We start from the raw sequence: 22,745 nt of genomic DNA, 5'->3' as shown, positions 1-22,745 counted from the left end.
GGGCGGACATGCCACGTGCGCCGCGACCGAAGTCGCGGCGCACGTCACTCTACTTCACTGCGTCGTCGTGTGCTCAGGCGCCGACGGCGAACCGCACAAAGCGCACGATCCTGGTGTCGCCTTCCTTGAGGGCGTCACCGACGGACTTCTTGTCCTCCCAGACCGCAGCCTGCTCGACGAGGACGACGTCCTTGTAGTAGCCGCCCACGCGACCCTCGACGATGCGCGGCAGGGCGCCCTCGGGCTTGCCCTCCTCGCGCGCGGTGGCCTCGGCGATGCGACGCTCGTTCTCGACGAGGTCGGCCGGGACATCCTCGCGGTTGACCCATTGGGGCGACATCGCCGCGACCTGCAGCGCAACCTGGTGGGCCAGCGTCTCGGAGCCCTCGTACTCGACGAGCACACCCACCTGCGGCGGGAGGTCGGCGGCACGACGGTGGAGGTACAGGTGCGAGGCGCCCTCGAAGTTGGCGACCGCGGCGACCGACAGGTTCTCGCCGATCTTGGCGCCGAGCTCGGCAACGGCGTCGACGACCTTCGCGCCCGAGGCCAGGGCGGCCTCGTTCGCGGAGGCGACGTCGGTGGCTCCCGAGGTGAGAACCGCGCCGAGGATCTCGTCGGCGAGGCCGACGAACTCGGCGTTCTTCGCGACGAAGTCGGTCTCGGCGGCGAACTGCACCAGGGCGCCGTCGCGGCCTGCGACGATGCCGTTGGTGGCCTCACGGTCGGCCCGCTTGGCCGCCTTGGCCAGCCCGGAGATGCGCAGCAGCTCCACGGCCTTGTCGAAGTCGCCCTCGGCCTCGGTGAGGGCCCTCTTGGCGTCCATCATGCCCGCGCCGGTCGCGTCGCGGAGCTTCTTCACATCAGCGGCGGTGATTGCCATGTGTCCTCAGATCTTTCCGTGGTGGGTGAATCAGTTGGCTTCGGTCGACTCGACGGCCGGGGCCTCGACGGCCTCGGCGGCGGGAGCTTCTACGGCCTCGGCGGCGGGAGCCTCGACGGCCTCAGCGGCAGGAGCCTCGACAGCCTCGACAGCCGGGGCCTCGACAGCCTCAGCGGCAGGAGCCTCGGCACCGAGCAGCTCACGCTCCCAGTCGGGCATGGGCTCGGCGACGGCCTCTTCACCGGTACGACCGGAGGAGCGCTCGATCAGGCCCTCGGCCACGGCGTCGGCGATGATGCGGGTCAGCAGCGCGACGGAGCGGATGGCGTCGTCGTTGCCCGGAACGGCGTAGTCGACCTCGTCGGGGTCGCAGTTCGTGTCGAGGATGCCGACCACGGGGATGTGCAGCTTGCGGGCCTCGTCGACGGCGAGGTGCTCCTTCTTGGTGTCGACGATCCACACGGCCTGCGGCGTGCGGACCATGTCACGGATGCCACCGAGGGTCTTGTCGAGCTTGATCTTCTCGCGATCGAGCTGCAGGAGCTCCTTCTTGGTGAGGCCGGAGTTGGCCACGTCGGTCAGATCCATGCCCTCAAGCTCCTTGAGGCGCTGGATCCGCTTGGCGACGGTGTGGAAGTTGGTGAGCATGCCGCCCAGCCAGCGCTGGTTCACGTAGGGCATACCGACGCGGGTGGCCTGCTCGGCGATGGCCTCCTGGGCCTGCTTCTTGGTGCCGACGAACAGGATCTGACCGCCGCGGGCGACGGTCGACTTCACGAAGTGGTACGCCTTGTCGATGTAGCCCAGCGACAGCTGAAGATCGATGATGTAGATGCCGTTGCGCTCGGCGAAGATGAACCGCTTCATCTTGGGGTTCCAGCGGCGGGTCTGGTGCCCGAAGTGGACGCCGCTCTCGAGCAGCTGACGGGTGGTCACGACGGCCATGGCCGTTCCTTTCGCGGCAGGGCGCGACGGCCCCACCTGACTTGGGTGGGCCGGGGCCCACAGTGGTTTGCGACCCGAGGGGTCTTCCTGATGCGCCCGGCCTTCAGCACCCGCCCGGAGGCGGGACCACGCGGAAGTCGACGGTCACCCGAGAAAGCGCATGCGATGTCAGCCCATGAGGACTGCGTCGTCCATCGTATCGCCCCGCGCCGGGGCGGCCAAACCGTCTGCTGTCCACAGGCACCGGTTCGCCCGGGCCACTCCCGTGAGCGTGACCCACAACGGAGTATGCACCGGATCTGTCTGCTCTGCGTCGCCCTCCTCATGCTGCCCGCCACCGTGTGGGCACCGGTCCCGGCCGCCGCCTCCCCTCCCCCGTCCCTGGCCGCGCCCCTGCCCGGCGTTCCGGTCCGCGGGTTTGACGACGTGGGCCGCTACGAGGCGGGTCACCGCGGCGTCGATCTGCCCGGGCGGGTGGGCGACCCGGTGGTGGCCGCGGCGGGGGAACCGTGTCGTTCGCCGGGTCCGTCGCGGGGGCCCCGACCGTGAGCGTCGACCACGGGGACGGCTGGCGCACCACCTATCAGAACGTGCACGCGAGCGTGACCACGGGAGAGACCGTGCGGCAGGGGCAGCCCCTCGGCACCCTCGCAGCAGGCCACTGCCGGCCCGCTGCCTGCCTGCACTGGGGCCTGACCGACGGCGTCAGGTACGCGGATCCCCTCGCCGGGAGCCGGGTGGCCGAGGTCCGGCTGCTTCCGCGTGGGACGGTGCCGGTCATCCGGCCGCGGCCCGTCGCGGCGGCCGGGGGCGGTCGACTACCGGTGGACGGCCGCCTCACCTCGGGGTTCGGCCTGCGGGACCACCCCATCACAGGGGAGCGCAGGCTGCACGACGGCGTCGACCTGGCTGCGGCCTGCGGTTCACCGGTGACCGCTCCCCGGCCGGGGTGGTGACGCGGACCGCGTGGAGCCGCGCCTACGGCTGGCGCGTCTTCCTCGACCACGGCGACGGCCTGGTCACCGCCTACAACCATCTGCCCGGCCTCGACGTCACGGTCGGCCAGCGGCTCGGGAAGGGGCAGCGTATGGGGAGGGTCGGCTCGACGGGGCTGTCGACCGGCTGCCACCTGCACTGGATGGCGTGGCGGGACGGCGCGCTCGTCGATCCGCTGACGCTGCCGGCGCCGTGAGCTCAGGCGCGGGGTGCGCCTGCCGGAAGGTGTCGCGGAGCCGGTCCGCGGTGACGTGCGTGTAGATCTGCGTGGTGGCCACCGAGGAGTGGCCGAGCATCTCCTGGACACTGCGGAGATCCGCTCCGCCCTCGATCAGGTGCGTGGCGAAGGCGTGACGCAGGCCGTGGGGGCCGATCTCCGCTCCCGGCCCGGCGGCCGCCGTCGCCTCGTGGACGACACGTCGCGCCACCCTGGGGTCCAGCGCTCCTCCGCGTGCGCCGAGGAACACCGCGTCGGGGCTCCCCGGGCGCGAGACCGCAGGGCGCACCCCCAGCCAGTCGTCGAGGGCCCGCAGCGCGGGAACCCCGAGCGGGACGGTGCGCTGCCTGTCCCCCTTGCCGACGACGACCACGCTGCGGCGCTCACGGTCGATGTCTCCGAGGCGCAGTCCGACGGCCTCCGACACCCGCAGCCCACTCGAGTAGAGCAGCTCGACCAGGGCGAGGTCGCGCACGGCCAGCGGATCGGCCCCGGCTGCGGCGCGATCGGCGCCCGCGGCAAGCAGCTCGTCGACGACGCCGGCGGGCAGGACCCGGGGCAGCCTCCTGTTCCGCCGCGGCGACTTGAGCCGGGCGGCGGGGTTGTCCCGCAGATGGCCCTCCGCCTCGGCCCACGCGAAGAATCCGCGCACGCACGCGACTCGCCGTTGCACGCTGGAGGGTGCCGCTCCGGCCTCGCCGAGCGCGGCGAGCCAGCCGCGTAGCCGGGACAGGGTCACCATGTCGGGGGCGACGTCCACCTGGGCGGCGAGCGCCGTCAGGTCGGAGCGGTAGGCACGGACGGTGTTGGCCGACAGGCCTCGCTCGGCGCCCACATGGTCGGCGTACTCGTCGATCAGGGCGGCCCAGCCCGGCGGTAGTTCCACCGCTCCATCCTCCCCCAGCGGGGCGGCGCACCGGGCACCGACACCCGGTGCGGCATACTTGACTGGTCACCAACCCGAAGGCACACAGGAGGCGTTCATGCCCGGAGTCGATCTCACCACCGGCGGCAAGGTTCTGCCGATCACCAGGTGGGGAACCCCGGTCATGCACGCACAGACGCGTCCGGTGACGGAGTTCGGCGAGGAACTCCACACGCTGATCCGCGACATGTTCGCGACGATGCGGGCGGCCGACGGCGTCGGCCTGGCCGCGACCCAGGTCGGTGTCGATCTCGCCGTCTTCATCTACGAGTGCCCCGACGCCGACGACAACATCCAGCTCGGCGTCGTGTGCAACCCTGAGGTCACACTGCCCGAGGGCAAGGACCGCAACCTCGAAGCCGCCGAGGAGGGCTGCCTCTCCCACCCGGGCGGCTACCAGAGCCTCGCCCGCCCCGACCAGTCCGTGTGCACCGGGCAGGACGCGTTCGGCGAGGACATCACCGTCCGCGGCACGGGCCTGCTGGCCCGGTGCCTGCAGCACGAGACCGACCACCTCAACGGCACCGTCTTCGGCGACCGGCTTTCGAGCCGGTCGCGCCGTCAGCTGGACCAGAAGGTCGCCGACCTGGCCTACCGCTACCCCGACGACTGGCCCGTGTCCCCGAAGCTGAAGGTGGCCCCGCTGCCCGTCACCGCGGAGGCCTGACCTCCCGGGTCGACCTTCGGCCCCCGTTTTCCCTGTGTTCACCCCCCGGACTCCTGGGCACCCTAGGCTCGGACGGCATCCGTCCGGCTTTCGCAAGGAGTCCACCCACCATGATGTCCCGACGCGCACTGGCGGTGCTGACAGCAGCGGCCCTCCCCGGAGGGTTCGCGCTGGCAGCGCCCAGCCAGGCCTCAGCCGCCCCGACCTCGCTGATGTTCAGCGTGTACATCGAGGGCAGCAGCAACAACAAGGCCCTCGAGGTCTACAACCCGACAGGCGCCTCCGTCGACCTGTCCGACTACGCGGTCGCCGTGTACAGCAACGGCGCCACCAGCCCCTCCATCACCATCGACATGACAGGCACCCTGGCAGCCGGCGGCCGCTGGACCCTGGCGCACAGCCTGGCGGCCACCGAACTGGTGGACGCCGCCGACGCCCTCACCTCCGCCGGGATCTGGAACGGCGATGACGCCATCCAGCTGCACCGCGCCGGCGTCGTCGTCGACTCGTTCGGCCAGACCGGGGCCCGCCCCGCCGGCGGCTGGTCGGGCGGTGGCGTGGCGACGCAGGACCGCTCCCTGGTGCGCTCTGGCTGCGTGGTCGACACCGACCCGCTGAACGAGTTCGACCCGTCCGCGCAGTGGACCGGTCACCCCAACAACACCTTCTCGGTGCTGGGCACCTTCACCTGTGACGGCTCCACGACGCCGCCGACCGATCCGCCCACGGATCCGCCGGTCGACCCGCCGTCCGACGTCGTCGCGATCGGCGCCGTGCAGGGCACCGCGGACATCGCCGCCATGAACGGAAAGACCGTCACGATCGAGGGAGTCGTCACCGGCGACTTCCAGACCGGCGGGCTGAACGGCTACTTCGTGCAGGACGGCGGCGACGGCGATGCCGCCACCAGCGACGCCATCTTCGTCTACGCGCCCGGCGGCGCCGACGTCGCGGTCGGCGACTTCCTGCGGATCACGGGCCCCGTGAGCGAGTTCGGTGGCCAGACGCAGCTCCGCGCGAACGCCGTCGTCCCGGCGACCGGCACCGCCTCGGTGATCACGCCCACCGCGATCGGGCTGCCACTGACTTCCCCGGAGGCGCGGGAGTCGATGCTCGTTGCCTTCTCGGAGCCGCTGACGATCCTGGAGACGTTCAACTTCGACCGCTACGGCGAGCTCGTCTACGGCCGCTCCAGGCAGCACAACCCCACCTCCGTGGTCGAACCCGGATCTGCCGCGGCGGACCTGCTCGCCACGAACCTGGCGAACCGCATCCTCGTCGACGACGGACGCACCAACCAGAACCCCGACCCGGCGATCCACCCGAACGGGCGCGAGTTCACGCGCGACAACTACTTCCGCGCGGGTGACACCGTCACGGACCTCACCGGCATCCTGAGCCACGCCTTCAACACCTGGCGCATCCAGCCGACGCAGGGCGCCCACCACGCCCACACCAACCCGCGGCCCGAAGTGCCGGCGGTCGGCGGCGACGTCACCGTGGCCTCAATGAACGTTCTGAACTACTTCACCACGCTCACCTCGGAGGACGACTCCGCACGCGGCGCCGACAACGCCGCGGAGTTCGAGCGGCAGCAGAGCAAGATCGTCGCGGCACTCGCCGCGATGGATGCCGACGTGGTCGGGCTCGTGGAGATCGAGAACAACGGCACGGCCGTCGAGAACCTGGTCAGGGCCCTGAACTCGCGGGTCGGCGGAGACGTCTACGCGGCGATCAACACGGGACGGCTCGGCGATGACGCCATCATCCAGGCGCTGATCTACAAGAAGGCCGTCGTCGCCCCCGTCGGCGACTGGGCCGCCCTGGACTACCAGGACGGTCTCAACCGTCCGACGCTGCTCCAGACCTTCCGCGAGATCGCGACCGGGGAGACGTTCAACGTCGCCGTGAGCCACCTGAAGTCGAAGGGCTCCGCCTGCGAGGAGCCCGACCAGGGCGACGGCGCGGGCAACTGCAACGCGGTGCGCCTGGCGGCCGCGAAGGCGATGGCGACCTGGCTGGCCGGGGACCCGACCGGCCAGGGCGAGGACCGCACGCTGATCCTCGGCGACCTGAACAGCTACACGTTCGAGGATCCGATCGACGCCCTCGTCGAGGCCGGATTCGCGAACCTGCTGCACCAGTTCAAGGGGACGGCCGTCTACTCGTACGTGTTCGACGGCATGACGGGCTACCTGGACCACGCGCTGTCCAGCTCGCCGCTGACCCCGTACGTGACAGGTGCCGCCGCCTGGAACATCAACGCGGACGAGTCCGACCTGTTCGACTACCAGTTGAACTTCAAGTCGGAGGGTCAGCAGGCGCTGTGGGGCAACGATCCGTACCGGTCGTCGGACCACGATCCGGTCCTGGTGGGTCTGTTGCTCACCGAGCCGGAAGAAGAGGTTCCGCCGACGAAGCCCACCCCGTCGCCGACGAAGCCCACCCCGCCGGTCGTGCGGCCGGGGCTGCCGTCCACGGGACGCTGATCCCTCAGCGCAGCGCGTAGGCGAAGATCGCCGCGGCGGCGGCCACGTTCAGCGAGTCGACCTTGTCGGTCATCTCGATCCGGACGTGGTCGTCGGCGCGGGCGGTCCAGCCCTCACTGAGCCCCGACCCCTCGGTGCCCAGCAGCAGCGCGACCCTGTCGCCGGCCCGGTAGTCGGCGAGATCGACCGACCGGTCGGACAGTGTCGTGGCCACCAGCCGGAAGCCGGCGGCCCGCAGCCGTTCCAGTTCGTGGTCCCCTTCGAGCCGCCGCCACGGCAGCTCCAGGCTGGCGCCCATCGAGGCCTTGATCGCCCGCCGGTACAACGGGTCGGCCGCACCGGGCGACAGCAGCACGGCGTCCCAGCCGAGCCCCGCGGCCACCCGGACGATGGCCCCCAGGTTGGCGTGGTCGACGGTGTCCTCGCAGACGATCAGCCGCCGACCGGCCAGGACGTCGTCCCAGCCCGCCTCGGCCGGGCGATCGAACGAGCCGAGCGCCCCACGATGGACGTGGAACCCGGAGACCTGTTCGATGAACCCCTCCGAGGCGACGTAGACGGGCACCCGCGGCCAGGCCTCCAACAACGGGGCCAACCCTGGCAGCCAGCGGGGCTGCACCAGCAGCGCCCGGGGCCGGCAGCCGGCGGCGAACGCCCGCTCGATGATGGTCAGCCCCTCGGCGATGAAGCGCTCCTCGCGCCGCCGCAACTGCGCATCGCGTAGCCCCACGAAGTCGCTGAGCCGCGGGTCAGCCAGGTCCGTCACGTCGATCAGCACGGCGCCGAGACTACCGGGGGCGATGCCCCGACGCCGCCCGCTACCCTTTCGCCCATGGGACCGTTCGTGCTGCTCGACGACGCGCTCGTCGGCCGCAGCCGGCGGCTCACGGGCCTGGTCCGCGTCGACCCGGTGGATCTGGGCGGCATCGACGCGGCGCTGGAGGCCGGGTGGGCCGAGGGCCTGCACTGCTTCGCCTGGCTCCCCTACACACTCGGGGAGGCGCACCTCGGCCTGCTCCCGGCAGCGGACGGCGCACTATACTGGTTCGCCGAGTCCGCCGACGAGGCCCCGGCTCCCCCGGCCGTCTCCCCCGGCTGGCTCACCCCCGCGGTCCCGGACGTCGACCCGGAGCACTACGCCGACACCGTCGCCCGGCTCCAGGAGGACATCGCGGCAGGAACCAGCTACCAGGTCAACTACACGCATGCGCGCACCGCACGGCTCCACGGCGACCCGATCGGGCTGTGGCACCGGCTCCGGGCCAGGCAGCCGGTCGCGTACGGGGTGCTCGCGCACCTGCCGGGCCCGGCCGCCCCGTGGACCCTCAGCCTGTCGCCCGAGCTGTTCCTGGAGGTCGCCGACGGGCGGGTGCTCGCCAAGCCGATGAAGGGCACGGCCCCCGCGACGGAGGACCCGGGCTGGCTGCGCGACGACCCGAAGAACCGGGCCGAGAACCTGATGATCGTGGACCTGCTCCGCAACGATCTCAGCCGCGTCGCGGTTCCCGGCAGCGTCGCCGTCGAACGCCTCTACGAGACCGAGCGGGTCGGCGGCCTGTGGCAACTGACCAGCAGCATCACCTGCGACCCTGCCCCCGGCTGCACTCCGGGAACACTGCTGGCGGCCACGTTCCCCTGCGGCTCGATCACGGGCGCGCCGAAGCTGGCGGCCATGCGGCTGATCCGGGCCGCGGAGGGCGCCCCCGCGGCCTGTACACCGGCAGCCTCGGCACCATCGACCCTGACCCCGGGGCGTTGGGCTGGCGGCTGCGGTTGAGCGTCGCCATCCGCACCGTCGAAATCACCGCCGACGGCGCCGCGACCCTCGGCATCGGGTCGGGCATCGTCGCCGACAGCGACCCGGCCGCGGAGTGGCTGGAGTGCGAGGCCAAGGCGGCCTTCGTCGCCGAGCCCGCGCCGCCCGTGGCGCTGTTCGAGACCATCCGCGTCGTCGACGGTATCGCCCCCCTGGCCGCGGGGCACGCGGCACGTCTCGCGGCCTCCGCCGCCGCCCTGGGCTTCCCGCCGCCCGGCGATGCCGTCGCCGCGGCGGTCGCGGGCACCGCGTCCTCCGGGGCCTGGGCCGTGCGGGTGGGCTTCGCCGGAGATGGGGCGACCTCCGTGACCCGCAGCCCGCTGGAACCCACCGCGGTCCCTGTCCGCGTGCTGCTCGCACCTGAGCCCTGGCCCGCCCATCCCCTCGCCGGGCACAAGACCGACGCGCGTGCCCACCTGGACGCGGCCACAGCCTGGGCGACGTCGCGGGGCGCCTTCGACGCCATCGGCCACGACGCCTCCGGCAGGGTCCTGGAGGGCGGCCGGTGCTCGGTGTTCGCCCTCGTCGACGGACGGTGGCTCACCCCGCCGACCTCACTCGGGGTGCTGCCCGGGGTGCAGCGGGCCGCCCTGCTGGCCGACCCGTCCCCGCTCGGGGCGGGCCGGGTGGAGGAGGCCGAGCTGACCGTGGCCCAGCTGCGCCGATCCGGCCGGATCGTCGTGACCAACGCGCTGCGCGGGCTGCTGGAGGCCCGGATGGAGGACGAGTGAAGAGACTGAAGATCGACCCGATGCTGGTGCTGATCCTCGCCACCCTGGCGGTCGCGCTGCTGCTGCCGGTGTCCGGTGGGGCCGCCGAGGCGCTCGAAGTCGTCACGAAGATCGGCATCTTCGTGCTCTTCTTCGGCTACGGCGCCAAGCTCTCCGGCGCCGAGGCGCTGGCGGGACTGCGGAACTGGCGGGTCCACCTCGTGATCCTCGCCGCCACCTTCGTGGTGTTCCCCCTGCTGGCGATCCCGGTGCTGGCGATCCCGGACACCGTCTTGTCGGAGCCGATGCGGGTGGGGCTGGTGTTCCTGTGCCTGGTTCCTTCGACGGTGCAGTCCTCGATCACCTTCACGTCCCTCGCGGGAGGCAACGTCGCCTCCGCAATGGTCGCGGCGACGGCGTCGAACGTGCTCGGCGTGATCCTCACCCCGCTGCTGGCGATGCTGTTCCTCCCCGCCACCAGCGGTGGCTCGATCGGGCTGGGCCAGATCTGGGCCGTCGTGGTGCAGCTGCTGCTGCCGTTCGTCCTCGGCCAGGCCTCCCGCTTCGCGACGGCCGACTTCATGGCCCGCAACAAGGCCCGCATCCGCTACCTGGACCAGGGCGTGATCGCCCTCATCGTGTACGGCGCCTTCTCCCAGCTGCGCGTCTCGGGCGTGTGGCGTGAGCTGCGCCCGGAGGATCTGCTCCTCGTCACGGCCCTGATCGCGGTCCTGCTGGCAGGCATGTTCTGGCTCACGTGGGCCGCGGGCGGCTGGCTCGGCTTCAGCCGCGAGGACCGCATCGCCGTCATGTTCTGTGGCACGAAGAAGTCGCTCGCCACCGGCGTGCCGATGGCGAGCGTCCTGTTCAGCGGCGCGGTGGTCAGCGTGCTGGTGATCCCGCTGATGTTCTACCACCAGGCTCAGCTGGTGGTCAGCAGCGTGCTGGCGGGCAGGCTCCGCCGGGCGGGCGAACCGGCGGCCTGACCTCAGCTCGGCGTGGCGGGGGGCTGCGGCGACTCGGTGAACGACGGCCGGGACGACAGCTCGGGCGCGACCGGCTTGCGACGGGCCCTGGCGGCGCTGTCGATGGCCTGCGCATCCGCGATCGCGCGCTCTACCGTCTTGTCGGAGCGGGCCCTGTCTCTCACTGCCTGCGCTTCGATCTCGGCATGCACGTCGACCTTCCCCGGGGCGGTGAAGCGGCGCACGGTATTCGAGACGTAGTCGCGCACTTCCTCGGACTCGACCACCTGGCCGAGCCCCTTGAGGGCGTCGTTCAGCTCGCTCGGGACGATCCACACCTTGTTGGCGTCGCCCTGGGCCAGCTTGGGCAGCATCTGCATGTACTGGTAGGCCAGCAGCGCCTGGTCGGGCTCGGCCGCATGGATCGCCTCGAAGACGGTGCCGATCGCCTGCGCCTCGCCCTCGGCCCGCAGCATCTGCGCCTGCCGGTCGGCCTGGGCCCGCAGGACAGCCGCCTCCCTGTCGCCCTGGGCACGGAGGATGGAGGCCTCCCGGTCGCCGCCAGCGGCCAGGATCTGCGACTGTCGCTGGCCCTCCGCGAGGAGGATCTGGGCCCGCTTGTCGCGCTCGGCACGGGCCCCCTTCTCCATGGCGTCACGGATGGTCGGCGGCGGCTCGATGGCGCGCAGCTCCACCCGGTTGACCTTGATGCCCCACTTGCCGGTGGCCTCGTCCAGGACCATCCGGAGGCGCTGGTTGATCTCCTCGCGGGAGGTCAGCGCGGCCTCGAGGTCCATGCCGCCGATGATGTTACGCAGCGTCGTCATGGTCAGCTGCTCGATCGCCGCCCGGTAGTTCTGCGCCTCGTACGCCGCCCGCCCCGGGTCGACGACCTGGAAGTAGATGACCGAGTCGATGGAAACCATCAGGTTGTCCTCGGTGATCACCCCCTGCGGAGGGAACGGGACGACCTGCTCGCGCATGTCGAGGGTGTAGCGCACCTGGTCGAAGAAGGGGACGACGAGATGCGGCCCTGGCCGCAGCTCCTTGCGGAACTTGCCGAGCCTCTCCACGAGAGCGACCTGCTGCTGGCGGATGATCTTGAGGCTGGCGGAGAGCACCAGCACCACGAGCACGGCGGCGACCACCGCGGCGATCAGCGGGAAGAACTCAGGCATGTCGGACTCCTATCCTTCGATGCTGCGGTGCACCGGGTAGACGATGAGGGTGATGCCGTCGAGCCCGAAGACCTCGATCGGTTCGCCGGGTTCGATCGTGATGGTGGGATCGTAGGGACGCGCCTCCCAGACCTGCCCGGAGACCTTGACCTCGCCCGTCTCGGCACCCACCAGGGCGGTGACGGTGCCGCGGGCGCCGACCAGGTTGTCCAGCGACGACCGGTAGCCCGGCGCGTTGCGGACCTTCTCGAGCAGCGTCGGGCGGAGCAGGAACAGGCTCGCGACCGCGACGACCACAGCCACCACGATCTGGAGCCAGAACAGGCCGGGGAAGACGAGCGCGACGACGCCTCCGGCGAGCGCGCCGGAGGCCAGCATCAGGAGGGTGAGATCGAGTGTGAAGAGTTCCGCGGCGGCCAGGCCGAGGGCCGTGATCCCCCACAGGGACCACAGGTTGGCGCCCAGCCAGTCGACGAAGTCGCTCACCGTCGGCTCCTGGCGAACCAGCGGCCGTCCTGGTGCCCGACGGTCAGGGCCATGGAGAACGCACGGCTGAGGTTCTCATCCGTGAGGGTCTCGCCGATGGGGCCGGCCGCGACGACCCGCCCCCCGTCCAGCAGGAGCGCATGCGTGATCCCCTCGGGATCTCCTCGACGTGGTGGGTCACGAGCACGGTCGCCGGCGAGTCGGGGTCGAGGCACAGCCCGGACAGCGTGTCGACGAGGGCCTCGCGGCCGGCCAGGTCGAGGCCGCCTGCCGGCTCGTCGAGGAGCAGCAGCTCGGGATCGGTCATGAGTGCCCTGGCGATCTGCACCCGCTTGCGCTCACCCTCGCTGAGGGTGCCGAAGGTGCGCTCCGCCAGGTGGTCGACGCGCAGGTCGTACAGGAGCTGGTCGGCGCGGGCCGTGTCGTAGCCGTCGTACTCCTCCCGCCAGCGGCCGACGATGGCGTAGGCGGCCGACAGGACGACGTCGCGGACCCGCTCCCCGTCCGGGATGCGGGCGGCGATGGCCGAGGAGGTGAAACCGATGCGGGGCCTGAGTTCGAACACGTCGACGGCGCCGACCACCTCGTCAAGGAGGCCGACGACCCCCTCGCTCGGGTACATGTGCGCGCCCAGCAGTTGCAGGAGGGTGGTCTTGCCCGCGCCGTTGGGGCCGATCACGACCCAGCGCTCACCCTCGTCGATGATCAACGACAACGAGTCCAGCAGCACGGCGCTTCCGCGCCGCACCGTCACGCCCGCCAGCTCTGCCACGCTTGCCATGGGCACAAACCTACCCGACCGGCCCCGGGCGGCGCGGGGGGCCGCGCCACGACGGCCGGGACCGTTCAGGCTCCGGTGGAGTGCAGGCCTCCGTCGACGTGGACCATCTCACCCGTGGTGGCGGGGAACCAGTCGCTGAGCAGGGCGACGATCGCCTTCGCGGACGGCACCGCATCGGAGGAGTCCCACGACAGCGGGGCGCGCTCGGCCCAGATGTCGTTGAAGGAGGACGCGCCGGGGATGGCCTTCTTCGCGACGGTGTCGACGGGGCCGGCGGCCACCAGGTTGACGCGGATGCCGTCCGGGCCGAGGTAGCGGGCGAGGTAGCGGGAGGTCGACTCGAGCGCGGCCTTCGCCACCCCCATCCAGTCGTACGCCGGCCACGAGACGGTGGCGTCGAAGGTCAGGCCGACGACGGAGGCGCCCCGGTTGAGGACGGGCCTGGCGGCCATGGTGAGCGACTGCAGCGAGTAGGCGGAGATGTGGAGCGCGTTGGCGACCGTGTCCCAGTCGGTGCTGAGGAACGCGCCGCCCAGCGCCTTCTCCGGATCGGCGTACGCGATGGAGTGGACGATGCCGTCGAGGCCTCCGTTGATGTGCTGCCCGAGCAGCTCCGGCAACGCGGCCAGGTGGTCCGGGTCGGTCACGTCGACCTCGATGAGCGGCGGCACCTGCTCCAGGCGCGCGATGGCCCGCTGGGCGGGCGCCACGGCCCGGCCCGCAGCGGAGACCACGACGTTGGCCCCTTCGCGCTGCGCGATCTCCACCGCGGCGTACGCGATGGACGTGCGCATGGTGACGCCGGTGATCAGGATGTTCTTGCCGTCGAGCAGACCCATGGTGCTTCCTTCTGTTCCGGGATCGTGGGGTGTCAGTGGCCCATGCCGAGGCCGCCGTCGACCGGCAGCACGGCGCCGGAGACGTAGCCTGCGGCGTCGCTGGCCAGGTAGAGCGCGGCCGCGGCAACGTCGTCGACGGCGCCGAGCCTGCCGGCGGGGATCCGCCGGGTGTAGTCGGCGATCGTCGCCTCGTCGAGCACGGCCGTCATGTCGGTGGCGATGAAGCCGGGAGCGATGACGTTGGCTGTGACGTTGCGGCTGCCCAGCTCGCGGGTGAGGCTGCGGGCCATGCCGATCAGCGCCGACTTCGACGCCGCGTAGTTGAGCTGCCCCGCCGAGCCGAGCAGGCCGACGACCGAGGAGATGAGGATGACGCGGCCGAAGCGGCCCCGCATCATCGGGCGGCTGGCGCGGCGCACCACCCGGAAGGTGCCGGTGAGGTTGGTGTCGATGACCTGCTGCCAATCGTCGTCCGACATCCGCATGAGGAGCGTGTCCTTCGTGACGCCCGCGTTGGCGACGAGGATCTCGACGGGGCCCAGTTCGGCCTCGACTGTGTCGAACGCGTGGTCCACCTGCCCCTGGTCGGTGATGTCGCAGGCGACGCCCAGGACACCGTCAGGGACGCCACCGGAACGGTAGGTCGCGGCGACACGGTACCCCGCGTCGCGGAAGGCCTCGGCCATGGTGCGACCGATCCCCTTCGAGCCACCGGTGACCAGGACAACACGAGATGCATTCGACACGGCGACAACCTACCGCAGGCCTGGGACCTTCCCGTCGCATCGCCCGTTCCTGCGAAACGACGAGGCGCGAGGCTGTGGCGCACCGGACTAAGCTGGACGCATGCCGAAGAGCAGGGATGCCGCTCTGATCACCACCGCCGGTCGCAGCCACAGCCTCGACCTGGAGGAGCGACAGCGTCGCTACATCCTGACGATGGCGGTCCGCACCGCGTGCTTCATCGCCTTCCTCATCGTGCCCGGCTGGTGGAAGGTCGCCACGCTCATCGCCGCGGCGGTGCTGCCGGCCATCGCCGTGCTCCTGGCCAACAATGTGGACCACCGGCCGCCCGCCACCCTCCCACCGGAGGACGGCGCGGACAGGCCTGCCCTACCCGCCGGCGAGGTACTGCCGGGAACCATCGAGGAGGACGAGCGTTGAGCCGTCAAGCAAGACGCTGGATCGCACTCGGGGTGCTGGCGACCGTCCTCGCCGTCACGTTCGTGATGCTCGGCCGCTGGCAGTTGTCCCGCCTCGACGAGCGCAGGGCCGCCAACGCGATCGTCGTCGCCCACCGCGACATGCCGGTCCAGCCCTATGGACAGGTGATGGGTGGCCCCATCGGCGACGACGACCAGTGGTTCCAGGTCACGGCGACCGGCACCTACCTGCCCGAGCAGTTCCAGGTCCGCTACCGCTCCCTCGACGGCGCCTACGGCAGTGAGGTGGTGGCCGTGCTGCAGACCGACGCTGGCGACCACCTGCTGGTCGACCGTGGCTTCCTGCAACGGGAGGGTTCGCGCCCCGACGGCGACGTGCCCGCCGTCACGCCCGGCGAGGTCACCGTCACGGGCTACGTGCGCCGCAACGAGCGCGGCGACTCCATCGCCATGGAGCCGCACGAGGGGCAGATCCGTCTCATCAGCTCCGAGGCGCTGGGACAGAGCCTCGGGCTCGACCTCCTCGACGGGTTCATCGCGCTCAGCGAATCGACCCCGGCGGATGTCGGCGGACTCACGCCGGTACCCCCGCCCGATCTCAGCGAGGGCCCACACCTCAGCTACGCGCTGCAGTGGTTCGCCTTCACCGTCGTCGGCGTCATCGGCGTCGGCGTGCTGGTGCGCGCCGACATCCGCGACCGGCGGAAGGCGAGCGCGAAGGCCGCCGCGTGAGCGCGCTGGGCTGGCTCGTCTGCCCGCGGTGCGGCGCCCCGCTGAGCCGGCGTGACGGCGCGCTCGTCTGCCCGGCCCGCCACAGCTTCGACATCGCCCGGCAGGGGTACGTGAACCTCCTGGGGCACGCAGCCCCCGCCAACGCCGACACCCCGGCCATGGTCGCCGCCCGCGACCGGTTCCTGGGCGGCGGACACTACGCGCCCATCGCCGCCGCGGTCGCCCGCGGCGCCGCGGGGGCACGGCGGATCCTCGAGGTCGGGGCCGGCACCGGCCACTACCTGGCCGCCGCGCTCGACGCCGCCCCGGACGCGGAGGGGCTGGCCACCGACGTCTCCCCCGCCGCCGCCAGAAGGGCCGCCCGCTGTCATCCGCGCGCCGCCGCCGTCGTGGCCGACACCTGGGCGGGGCTGCCGTTACCCGACGGGGCCGTCGACGCCCTGCTGTGCGTGTTCGCCCCGCGCAACCCGGCGGAGTTCGACCGGCTCCTCGCCCCGACGGGGCGCCTCGTCGTCGCCGTCCCGGCCGCCGAGCATCTCGGCGAGCTCCGCTCCCGCCATGGGTTGCTCGACGTTCCTGGCGACAAGGCGGCCGCGATCGCCGCGGCGTGGCCGGCGTGGAGCGCCGACGTCGAGGAGGTCCGCTACCGGCTGGACCTCACCGGAGATCAGGTCGCCGACCTGATCGCCATGGGCCCCAACGCGTTCCACACCGTCCCGGCCGCCCCAGAGGCCGCCAGCGTCACCGTCGCCGTCGACGTCGTGACGCTCCGCCGCTGACGCCCCGCCACCCCCTAGGGTGTGGCCATGAGTGTCGACGCCGATGATCTGCGCGGGTTCCTCGCCGCCTTCCAACGCCTCAACGAGCTGGCGGCCTCCGCCGCGCCCACGGGTGCCCTGCCCCAGCTCTCCGACGCGCTCAGCGGCTTCCTCGGCGCCAGCGCCGGCTCCATGTCGACGGTGGCCCGCGAGGTGCCCCACCACCGCTACGCCGACTACGACGTCGCCCTCGAGCTCCTCGCCGGCCCCGACGCGCAGCTGCTCGGCATCGGCGGCGGCGATCAGCGCCAGCACATGTCGCTGGCCGACATGGTGTCCTCCCCCTGGGCGAGGCTGCCGACCGGGCCGGTCGACTGGGCCAACGTGCCGACCGGCCCCGACTCCACGCGCCGCGCCATCGCTCTGGGGCTGCGGCTGTTCCGGTACCGCGACGTGCCGGTGGCCGTGCTGCAGCGACGCCGCAACCAGCTGACCGGCACCGGGGTGGCGGTGCTGGAGGTGCTCTCCCCCGACACCGAACTGGCCGGCGAACTCATCGAGGAGGTCGGGCGGCTCGCCACCGAGCACTCCGTGCTCCGGGGCAACGTGATCACGCTCGACCTGATCGGCTTCGAGGGTGAGGGCGACGGCTACCGTTTCCTGCCGCGCCCCGACCTTCCCGCCTCCGACGTGGTGCTGCCGGAGGGGCTGCTGGAGCGGATCACCGGGCACGTCACCGGCATCGCCGCGCACGCCGAGGCGCTGCGCCGCTGGGGGCAGCACCTGAAACGCGGCGTCCTCCTCTACGGGCCGCCCGGCACGGGCAAGACCCACACGGTCCGGCACCTGCTGGGCGCCACCACCGGCCACACGGTGTTCGTGCTGCACGGGGAGACCCTGTCGCTGGTGGGACTGGCCGCCGCCATGGCCCGCAACCTGCAGCCCTCCATCGTCGTCCTCGAGGACTGCGACCTGGTGGCGATGGACCGCGGCTTCGGGGCGGGCGCCCGCCCGCTGCTGTTCGAGGTGCTCGACGCCCTCGACGGGCTCGACTCCGACGCTGACGTCGCGTTCCTGCTGACCACGAACCGGGTCGACGTGCTGGAGGAGGCGCTCGCGCAGCGGCCGGGGCGCGTCGACCTCGCCGTCGAGATCCCGCTGCCCGGTGAGCGGGAGCGCCGCCGGCTGCTGGAGTTGTACCGGGGCGCGGTGCCCTTCACGGATGCCGCCCTGGACGAGGTGGCCCATCGCAGCGACGCGCGGACGGCGTCGTTCTTCAAGGAACTGATGCGCCGCGCGGTGCTGATCGCCGCAGAGGCGGAGGTCGCGCCGGCCGACCCGCACCTGCACGCGGCGCTGGCCTCCCTCCTCGACGAGCAGGAGAAGCTGTCGGCCAAGCTCATCACCGGCTTCCAGGACCCCACCCCGTACGGCGACGACGCATGAACCGCTGGGCCTTCGGGCTGGGCACGCTCGGGCGCGACGGCCTCGCCGCGCTGGTGTCGATGTTCCTCATGTTCTACCTGAGCGACGTCCTCGACATCTCGGGCGCCCAGTTCGCGGCCATCAGCGGCGTCATGGTCGCGATGCGGATCTTCGACGCCGTCAACGACCCGTTCATGGGCGTCGTCGTCGACAACACCCGCAGCCGGTGGGGCAAGTTCAAGCCCTGGATCCTGCTCGGCGCGGTGGCCTGGGCGGGGGCGAGCCTGCTGATGTTCGCCGACCTCGGCGTCCGCGGCTGGGGCTACGTCGTGCTGTTCACCGTGGTGTACCTCGTCTACGAGGTGTCGTACACGATCAACGACATCTCCTTCTGGTCGATGCTGCCCGCGCTGACGGAGGACCAGGCGGAGCGGGAGCGCGTCGGCGCCGTCGCCCGCATCTGCGCCAACATCGGGCTCTTCGCCGTCGTCGTGGGCATCCTGCCGGTGACCAGCGCGCTGGCACCCGTCCTGGGCTCCGACGAGGCCGCCTGGTTCGCCGTCGTGTGCGTGCTGGCGGTCGTCATGCTGGCCTTCCAGGCCATCACGCTGATCTTCGCCAAGGAGCAGGTCACGGCCAAGGAGCCGGAGCGCACCCGCGTCCTCGAACTGTTCGGCGTCATCGGCCGCAACGACCAGCTGCTCTGGGTGACGCTGTCGATGGTGCTGTTCATGACGGGCTACGGCATCACCACGTCGCTGGGCGTCTACTACTTCAAGTACATCGTCGGCGACGAGGGCGCCTACTCGATCTTCGCCGCCATCCTCGCCGTCGCGCAGATCACGGCGCTCGTCTGCTTCCCGCTCATCTCGAAGCGGCTGCGGCGCGGCCAGATCCACCTGCTCGCCAGCGCCCTCATGGCGGCGGGCTACGTCGTCTTCCTGTTCGCCGGCACCTCGCTGCCGGTGACGGGGGTGGCCGGGGTCCTCCTGTTCTCCGGGCAGGGCATGATCCAGCTGCTCATGGTGATGTTCATCGCCGACAGCGTCGAGTACGGCGAGCTGAAGCTCGGCCGCCGCAACGAGTCGGTCACTTTCTCGATCCAGCCGTTCATCTACAAGCTGAGCAACGCCTTCGCGGTCGCCGTCGTGGGCGCCACTGTCCTGTGGACCGGACTGGACACGGCGACGTCGGCGGCGGACGTCACGCCCGGCCACGCCTGGCTGTTCCGGATGTCGATGATGGTGGTCCCCATGCTGCTCGTGGTCGTCAGCTACCTGGTGATGCGGGCAAAGTACGTGCTCGACGAGGAGCGCTACGCCGCCATCCTCGCGGAACTCACCAGGAGGAGGGCCGATGCCTGAACCGTTGACGCGGTCGAGCAGGATCCGCGACGTCTACGCCACCCCGACGGGCCGTGACGCGCTCGACAAGCTGCTGCTGCAGACCGGCCTGCCGAAGGGCCTGGTCCGTGCCGTCGGCGGGCTGCCGCTCGGCGTCGTCGACCGGCTCGCCAGCCGCTTCGCCGGGCCGGGGCTGGTCGACGCGGTCATCTCCCTGGCCAACACCGAGCCGGGCGCTCCCCCGGTCGACGCGCCCGCGGAGTCGCCCTGGTGGCGGGAGGCTGTCTTCTACCAGGTCTACCCCCGTTCCTTCGCCGACTCGGACGGCGACGGCGTCGGCGACCTGCGCGGCATCATCGACCATCTCGACCACCTGGCCGACCTCGGCGTCGACTGCCTGTGGCTGTCGCCCATCTTCGACTCCCCCAACGAGGACATGGGCTACGACGTGCGCGACTACCGCGCCGTCATGGCGGAGATGGGCACCCTCGCCGACGTCGACGAACTCATCGCCGGCTGCCACGAGCGGGGCATGCGGATCATCCTCGACCTGGTCGTCAACCACACCTCGGCGGAGCACGAGTGGTTCCGCCGCGCCGTCGCCGACCCCGACGGACCGTACGGCCGGTACTACTTCCTCGTCGAGGGCACCCCCGACGCGCCGCCGAACAACTGGCTCTCGTTCTTCTCCGGCTCCGCGTGGCGCTGGCTTCCCGAGATCGAGCGGTGGGCGTTGCACCTGTTCGCGCCCGGCCAGATGGACCTGCGGTGGGACACCCCCGCCGTCCGTCGCGAGGTGGCCGACATCGTCGCCTGGTGGCTCGATCGCGGCATCGACGGGTTCCGCCTCGACGTCATCAACTACATCTCCAAGCCCGAGGGCCTCCCGGACGGCAACGCCTTCGTGGGGCAGTTGATGGAGTTCACCGGCGTCGAGACGTACTTCTACGGCCCGCGGCTCGGCGAGTTCCTGGAGGGGCTGCGCCGCGACGGCTTCACCCGCCGGACGGCGCCCGCCTCGACCCCGCGGCGACGGCTGCCCGACGGCACCCTCGGCGATCCGCTGCCCCCCGACGAGGTGGGCGTCATGGTCGGCGAGACGCCAGGCATCGGCGTCGAGCTGGGCCGGATGCTGAGCGCGGCCGGGCAGGACCGGCTCGACCTGGTGTTCAACTTCGACGTGCTGGACACGCCGGGGCACACGCGCTGGGACGCGTACCGCTACGACCCCGAATACCTCAAGCGCTACTTCCTCGGCTACTCGTCGCGGCTCACGGACGCCGACTGGCTCGCCGTCTTCTTCGACAACCATGACAACCCGCGGATGCTGAGCAAGTTCGCCGGAGGCGCCGAGTCGGACCCGGACGTGCGCACCGCGGTCGGCAAGCTGCTCGCGACGATCCAGCTGACGATGCGCGGCACGCCGTTCCTGTTCCAGGGACAGGAACTGGCCGCGGTGGACCAGGCCTTCAGCGGCCCGGCGCAGATGCGTGACGTGGAGACCCTCAACCGGTACGCCTCGCTGCTCGCGGAGGGGCGGGGTGCGGCGGAGGCGTGGGCGGAGATCCTGGCCGGCACCCGCGACCACGCCCGGGTGCCCATGCGGTGGACCCCCGACGGCGGGTTCACCACCGGGGAGCCGTGGCTGGCGGGGACCGATCGCGCGACGGGGTTCAGCGCCCAGGAGCAGGCGGCCGACCCCGACTCCGTCTACTCCTGGCACCGCGACCTGATCCGGCTGCGCAGGGCCAACCGGGCTCTGACGGCCGGCGGGATCCGCTGGGTGCGGCCGGAGCGGCGCGGCTACCTCGCCTACGAGCGGTTCCTCGGCGACGACCGGTTCCTCATCGAGTGCAACATCACGCCCCGGCCGCTGCACCGTCCCCGCTTCGACGGCCACGTGGAGCCGCTGCTCGGGGGACCGAGGACGGAGACGATGGCGCCGTGGGCGGCGACGGTCGGCCGGGTGCGGCCAGGGCGCTGAGCCTCAGAGCCCCAGGAACGCCCGGAACTCGTCGCAGCAGCGCTCGGCCCGCTCCTGCGTCGGCAGTTCGCAGAAGATCCGCAGCAGGGGCTCGGTGCCCGAGAAGCGCGCGATGATCCAGCCGTCGGCGAAGTAGACCTTGCAGCCGTCCTCGTAGGAGGTCCTGACCACCGGCTCACTGAAGGCGGGCAGTTCGCGCCGCACCATGAGCGTGTCAAGGATCTCGGGCTTGCGCTCTGGATCGAACGCGAAGTCCGTCTCGGCCATGTAGTGCGGGTCGAACTGGCCCGTGATCTCGGCGTAGATCTGGCTCATGGGTTTGCCGACGACGGCGATCATCTCCACCAGCAGCGCCGCGGCGTAGATGCCGTCCTTGCCTGCGATGTGGCCGCGCACCGTCAGGCCGCCCGAGGACTCGCCGCCGATGATCGCGTCGGTCTCCAGCATCTTGCCCGAGATCCACTTGAAGCCGACGGGCACCTCGTAGGCCTGCTCGCCGAAACGGGCGGCCAGGTCGTCGAGGAGCGAGGTGGTGGCCACGTTGCGGACCACGGGGCCCGTCCAGCCCTTGTACTGCAGCAGGTACCAGTAGAGGATCACCAGGAGCTGGTTCGGGTGCAGGAAGTTGCCGAGGTCGTCGATGATGCCGATGCGGTCGGCGTCGCCGTCGGTCGCGATGCCGAGGTCGCAGCCGTTCTCCACCACGTAGCGCTTCAGCGCCTGCAGCGTGTGGGTGGTCGGCGACGGCAGCCTGCCCCCGAAGAGGGTGTCGTGGCGGTCGTTGATGACCTCGACGTCGACGCGCGCCGTCATGAGGATGGTCTGCAGCGACGTCTTCGAGACACCGAACATCGGGTCGAGCGCCACCTTGAGACCCGCGCTGCGGATCGCCTCCATGTCCACCTGCGCGATGATCGAGTCGATGTAGCCGTTGAAGGTGTTGATCTCCTCGATGGCCCCGGTCGACAGCGCCCGCGCGTAGGGGACGCTGGGGATCTCGTCCTCCGTCGGCCCCTCCAGGAGGCCCATCCGGCGCTCGACGTCGCCCGTCACGTCCTCGTCCGCGTCCTTGCCGCCGCGGGTGAAGACCTTGATGCCGTTGTAGAGGGCGGGGTTGTGGGAGGCGGTGATGGCCATGCCGTACGGCAGGTCGAGGTCCTTGACGGTCCACATGATCAGCGGGGTCGGCGCCTGCGCGACGCGGATCACCCGGGTGGGGATGTCGTAGCCGGCGAACACCTCCGCGGCCCACTCGGCCGCGACGTCGGAGAGGAAGCGGCGGTCGTACCCGATCACGATCCCCTCGCCCGCCGTGCCCTCGTCACGCATGCGTTCGGCGAGGGCCGCAGCCAGCAGCCTCACGTTCGCGCGGATGAACTCATCGCCGATGATCGCGCGCCAGCCACCGGTACCAAAACTGATTCGTGCCACACCCTGAGCCTA

General features: G+C 71.3%; 20 protein-coding genes and 4 pseudogenes. 14 read left to right on the top strand and 10 right to left on the bottom strand.

Annotation, left to right across the window (positions count from 1 at the left end):
- Nucleotides 1-73: 73 nt before the first annotated feature.
- A complete protein-coding gene (gene tsf, locus H9L22_RS03540; protein ID WP_187721616.1) occupies nt 74-883 on the bottom strand; it encodes a translation elongation factor Ts in 810 nt (269 codons plus the stop codon).
- 30 nt (nt 884-913) lie between these two features.
- Nucleotides 914-1,828, bottom strand: a complete 915-nt coding sequence (gene rpsB / locus H9L22_RS03535) for a 30S ribosomal protein S2 (protein WP_187721615.1) — start codon at nt 1,826-1,828, stop codon at nt 914-916.
- Nucleotides 1,829-2,116: 288 nt separating this feature from the next.
- On the opposite strand from rpsB, the gene H9L22_RS18480 reads away from it, so the two are divergent.
- The 3 genes and pseudogenes from H9L22_RS18480 to H9L22_RS20255 all read left to right on the top strand — a co-directional run.
- Nucleotides 2,117-2,377 (top strand): hypothetical protein, encoded by a 261-nt coding sequence (locus tag H9L22_RS18480; RefSeq protein WP_226966384.1) that lies wholly within the window; start codon nt 2,117-2,119, stop codon nt 2,375-2,377.
- A complete protein-coding gene (locus tag H9L22_RS18475; protein ID WP_264292537.1) occupies nt 2,374-2,784 on the top strand; it encodes a M23 family metallopeptidase in 411 nt (136 codons plus the stop codon). The genes H9L22_RS18480 and H9L22_RS18475 overlap by 4 nt, the downstream gene beginning before the upstream one ends.
- Nucleotides 2,778-2,939: pseudogene (locus tag H9L22_RS20255) on the top strand (M23 family metallopeptidase); the annotation flags it as partial. The gene H9L22_RS18475 and the pseudogene H9L22_RS20255, both read left to right, overlap by 7 nt.
- Here H9L22_RS20255 and H9L22_RS03525 read toward each other — a convergent pair.
- Complete coding sequence (locus H9L22_RS03525; RefSeq protein WP_187721614.1) at nt 2,881-3,927, bottom strand: tyrosine recombinase XerC; 1,047 nt, start codon at nt 3,925-3,927, stop codon at nt 2,881-2,883. The pseudogene H9L22_RS20255 and the gene H9L22_RS03525 overlap by 59 nt on opposite strands.
- A 97-nt stretch (nt 3,928-4,024) precedes the next feature.
- Here H9L22_RS03525 and def point away from each other — a divergent pair, with 97 nt between their 5' ends.
- On the top strand, nt 4,025-4,633 hold the full coding sequence (def, locus tag H9L22_RS03520) for a peptide deformylase (protein ID WP_187721613.1): 609 nt from the start codon (nt 4,025-4,027) through the stop codon (nt 4,631-4,633).
- A 110-nt stretch (nt 4,634-4,743) separates the two neighbouring features.
- Entirely contained in the window at nt 4,744-7,122 is a 2,379-nt protein-coding gene (locus H9L22_RS03515; protein ID WP_187721612.1) for an ExeM/NucH family extracellular endonuclease, read from the top strand.
- Nucleotides 7,123-7,126: 4 nt separating this feature from the next.
- On the opposite strand, the gene H9L22_RS03510 is transcribed toward H9L22_RS03515, so the two are convergent.
- Nucleotides 7,127-7,900, bottom strand: a complete 774-nt coding sequence (locus tag H9L22_RS03510) for a TrmH family RNA methyltransferase (RefSeq protein WP_187721611.1) — start codon at nt 7,898-7,900, stop codon at nt 7,127-7,129.
- 54 nt (nt 7,901-7,954) lie between these two features.
- Here H9L22_RS03510 and H9L22_RS18465 point away from each other — a divergent pair.
- From H9L22_RS18465 to H9L22_RS03500, 3 genes and pseudogenes are all read left to right on the top strand, one after another.
- A pseudogene (locus tag H9L22_RS18465) lies at nt 7,955-8,955 on the top strand (chorismate-binding protein); the annotation flags it as partial.
- Nucleotides 8,956-9,045: 90 nt separating this feature from the next.
- Nucleotides 9,046-9,669: an aminotransferase class IV gene (locus H9L22_RS18460; protein WP_226966259.1), complete on the top strand. Its 624-nt coding sequence runs from the start codon at nt 9,046-9,048 to the stop codon at nt 9,667-9,669.
- Nucleotides 9,666-10,634, top strand: a complete 969-nt coding sequence (locus tag H9L22_RS03500; RefSeq protein WP_226966099.1) for a bile acid:sodium symporter family protein — start codon at nt 9,666-9,668, stop codon at nt 10,632-10,634. Before H9L22_RS18460 ends, H9L22_RS03500 begins: the two co-directional genes overlap by 4 nt.
- A gap of 268 nt (nt 10,635-10,902) precedes the next feature.
- Here H9L22_RS03500 and H9L22_RS03495 read toward each other — a convergent pair.
- From H9L22_RS03495 to fabG, 5 genes and pseudogenes are all read right to left on the bottom strand, one after another.
- A pseudogene (locus H9L22_RS03495) lies at nt 10,903-11,791 on the bottom strand (SPFH domain-containing protein); the annotation flags it as partial.
- A gap of 9 nt (nt 11,792-11,800) precedes the next feature.
- Nucleotides 11,801-12,277, bottom strand: a complete 477-nt coding sequence (locus tag H9L22_RS03490) for an NfeD family protein (RefSeq protein ID WP_226966098.1) — start codon at nt 12,275-12,277, stop codon at nt 11,801-11,803.
- Nucleotides 12,274-13,058 (bottom strand): annotated as a pseudogene (locus H9L22_RS03485) (ABC transporter ATP-binding protein). The gene H9L22_RS03490 and the pseudogene H9L22_RS03485 overlap by 4 nt, the downstream one beginning before the upstream one ends.
- A gap of 65 nt (nt 13,059-13,123) precedes the next feature.
- A complete protein-coding gene (fabI, locus tag H9L22_RS03480; protein WP_187721608.1) occupies nt 13,124-13,897 on the bottom strand; it encodes an enoyl-ACP reductase FabI in 774 nt (257 codons plus the stop codon).
- A 32-nt stretch (nt 13,898-13,929) separates the two neighbouring features.
- A complete protein-coding gene (fabG, locus tag H9L22_RS03475) occupies nt 13,930-14,643 on the bottom strand; it encodes a 3-oxoacyl-ACP reductase FabG (protein WP_187721607.1) in 714 nt (237 codons plus the stop codon).
- A 100-nt stretch (nt 14,644-14,743) separates the two neighbouring features.
- Between fabG and H9L22_RS03470 the strand changes: the two genes are divergently transcribed.
- Genes H9L22_RS03470 through H9L22_RS03445 form a run of 6 tightly spaced genes read left to right on the top strand, consistent with a single transcriptional unit; the run spans nt 14,744 to nt 21,302 of the window.
- Complete coding sequence (locus H9L22_RS03470) at nt 14,744-15,061, top strand: DUF3099 domain-containing protein (RefSeq protein ID WP_187721606.1); 318 nt, start codon at nt 14,744-14,746, stop codon at nt 15,059-15,061.
- The gene (locus H9L22_RS03465) at nt 15,058-15,792 is read left to right on the top strand and encodes an SURF1 family cytochrome oxidase biogenesis protein (protein ID WP_187721605.1); all 735 of its coding nucleotides are present in this window, start codon (nt 15,058-15,060) and stop codon (nt 15,790-15,792) included. The genes H9L22_RS03470 and H9L22_RS03465 overlap by 4 nt, the downstream gene beginning before the upstream one ends.
- Nucleotides 15,789-16,571 carry a putative RNA methyltransferase gene (locus tag H9L22_RS03460; protein WP_187721604.1) on the top strand — a complete coding sequence of 261 codons (783 nt, stop codon included), beginning with the start codon at nt 15,789-15,791 and terminating at the stop codon, nt 16,569-16,571. Before H9L22_RS03465 ends, H9L22_RS03460 begins: the two co-directional genes overlap by 4 nt.
- A gap of 27 nt (nt 16,572-16,598) precedes the next feature.
- Entirely contained in the window at nt 16,599-17,996 is a 1,398-nt protein-coding gene (locus H9L22_RS03455; RefSeq protein WP_187721603.1) for an AAA family ATPase, read from the top strand.
- Nucleotides 17,993-19,339, top strand: coding sequence for a glycoside-pentoside-hexuronide (GPH):cation symporter (locus tag H9L22_RS03450; RefSeq protein ID WP_187721602.1), 1,347 nt, complete (start codon nt 17,993-17,995; stop codon nt 19,337-19,339). Before H9L22_RS03455 ends, H9L22_RS03450 begins: the two co-directional genes overlap by 4 nt.
- The gene (locus H9L22_RS03445) at nt 19,332-21,302 is read left to right on the top strand and encodes an alpha-glucosidase (RefSeq protein ID WP_187721601.1); all 1,971 of its coding nucleotides are present in this window, start codon (nt 19,332-19,334) and stop codon (nt 21,300-21,302) included. Before H9L22_RS03450 ends, H9L22_RS03445 begins: the two co-directional genes overlap by 8 nt.
- 3 nt (nt 21,303-21,305) lie before the next feature.
- Here the strand turns inward: H9L22_RS03445 and H9L22_RS03440 are convergent, their stop codons facing one another.
- Nucleotides 21,306-22,733 (bottom strand): phosphoglucomutase/phosphomannomutase family protein, encoded by a 1,428-nt coding sequence (locus tag H9L22_RS03440; RefSeq protein WP_187721600.1) that lies wholly within the window; start codon nt 22,731-22,733, stop codon nt 21,306-21,308.
- Nucleotides 22,734-22,745: the final 12 nt, after the last annotated feature.

Origin of the sequence: Tessaracoccus defluvii, from assembly GCF_014489575.1 — a bacterium.
Lineage (GTDB): Bacteria > Actinomycetota > Actinomycetes > Propionibacteriales > Propionibacteriaceae > Arachnia > Arachnia defluvii.
This window is presented reverse-complemented; position numbering and strand designations above follow the sequence as displayed.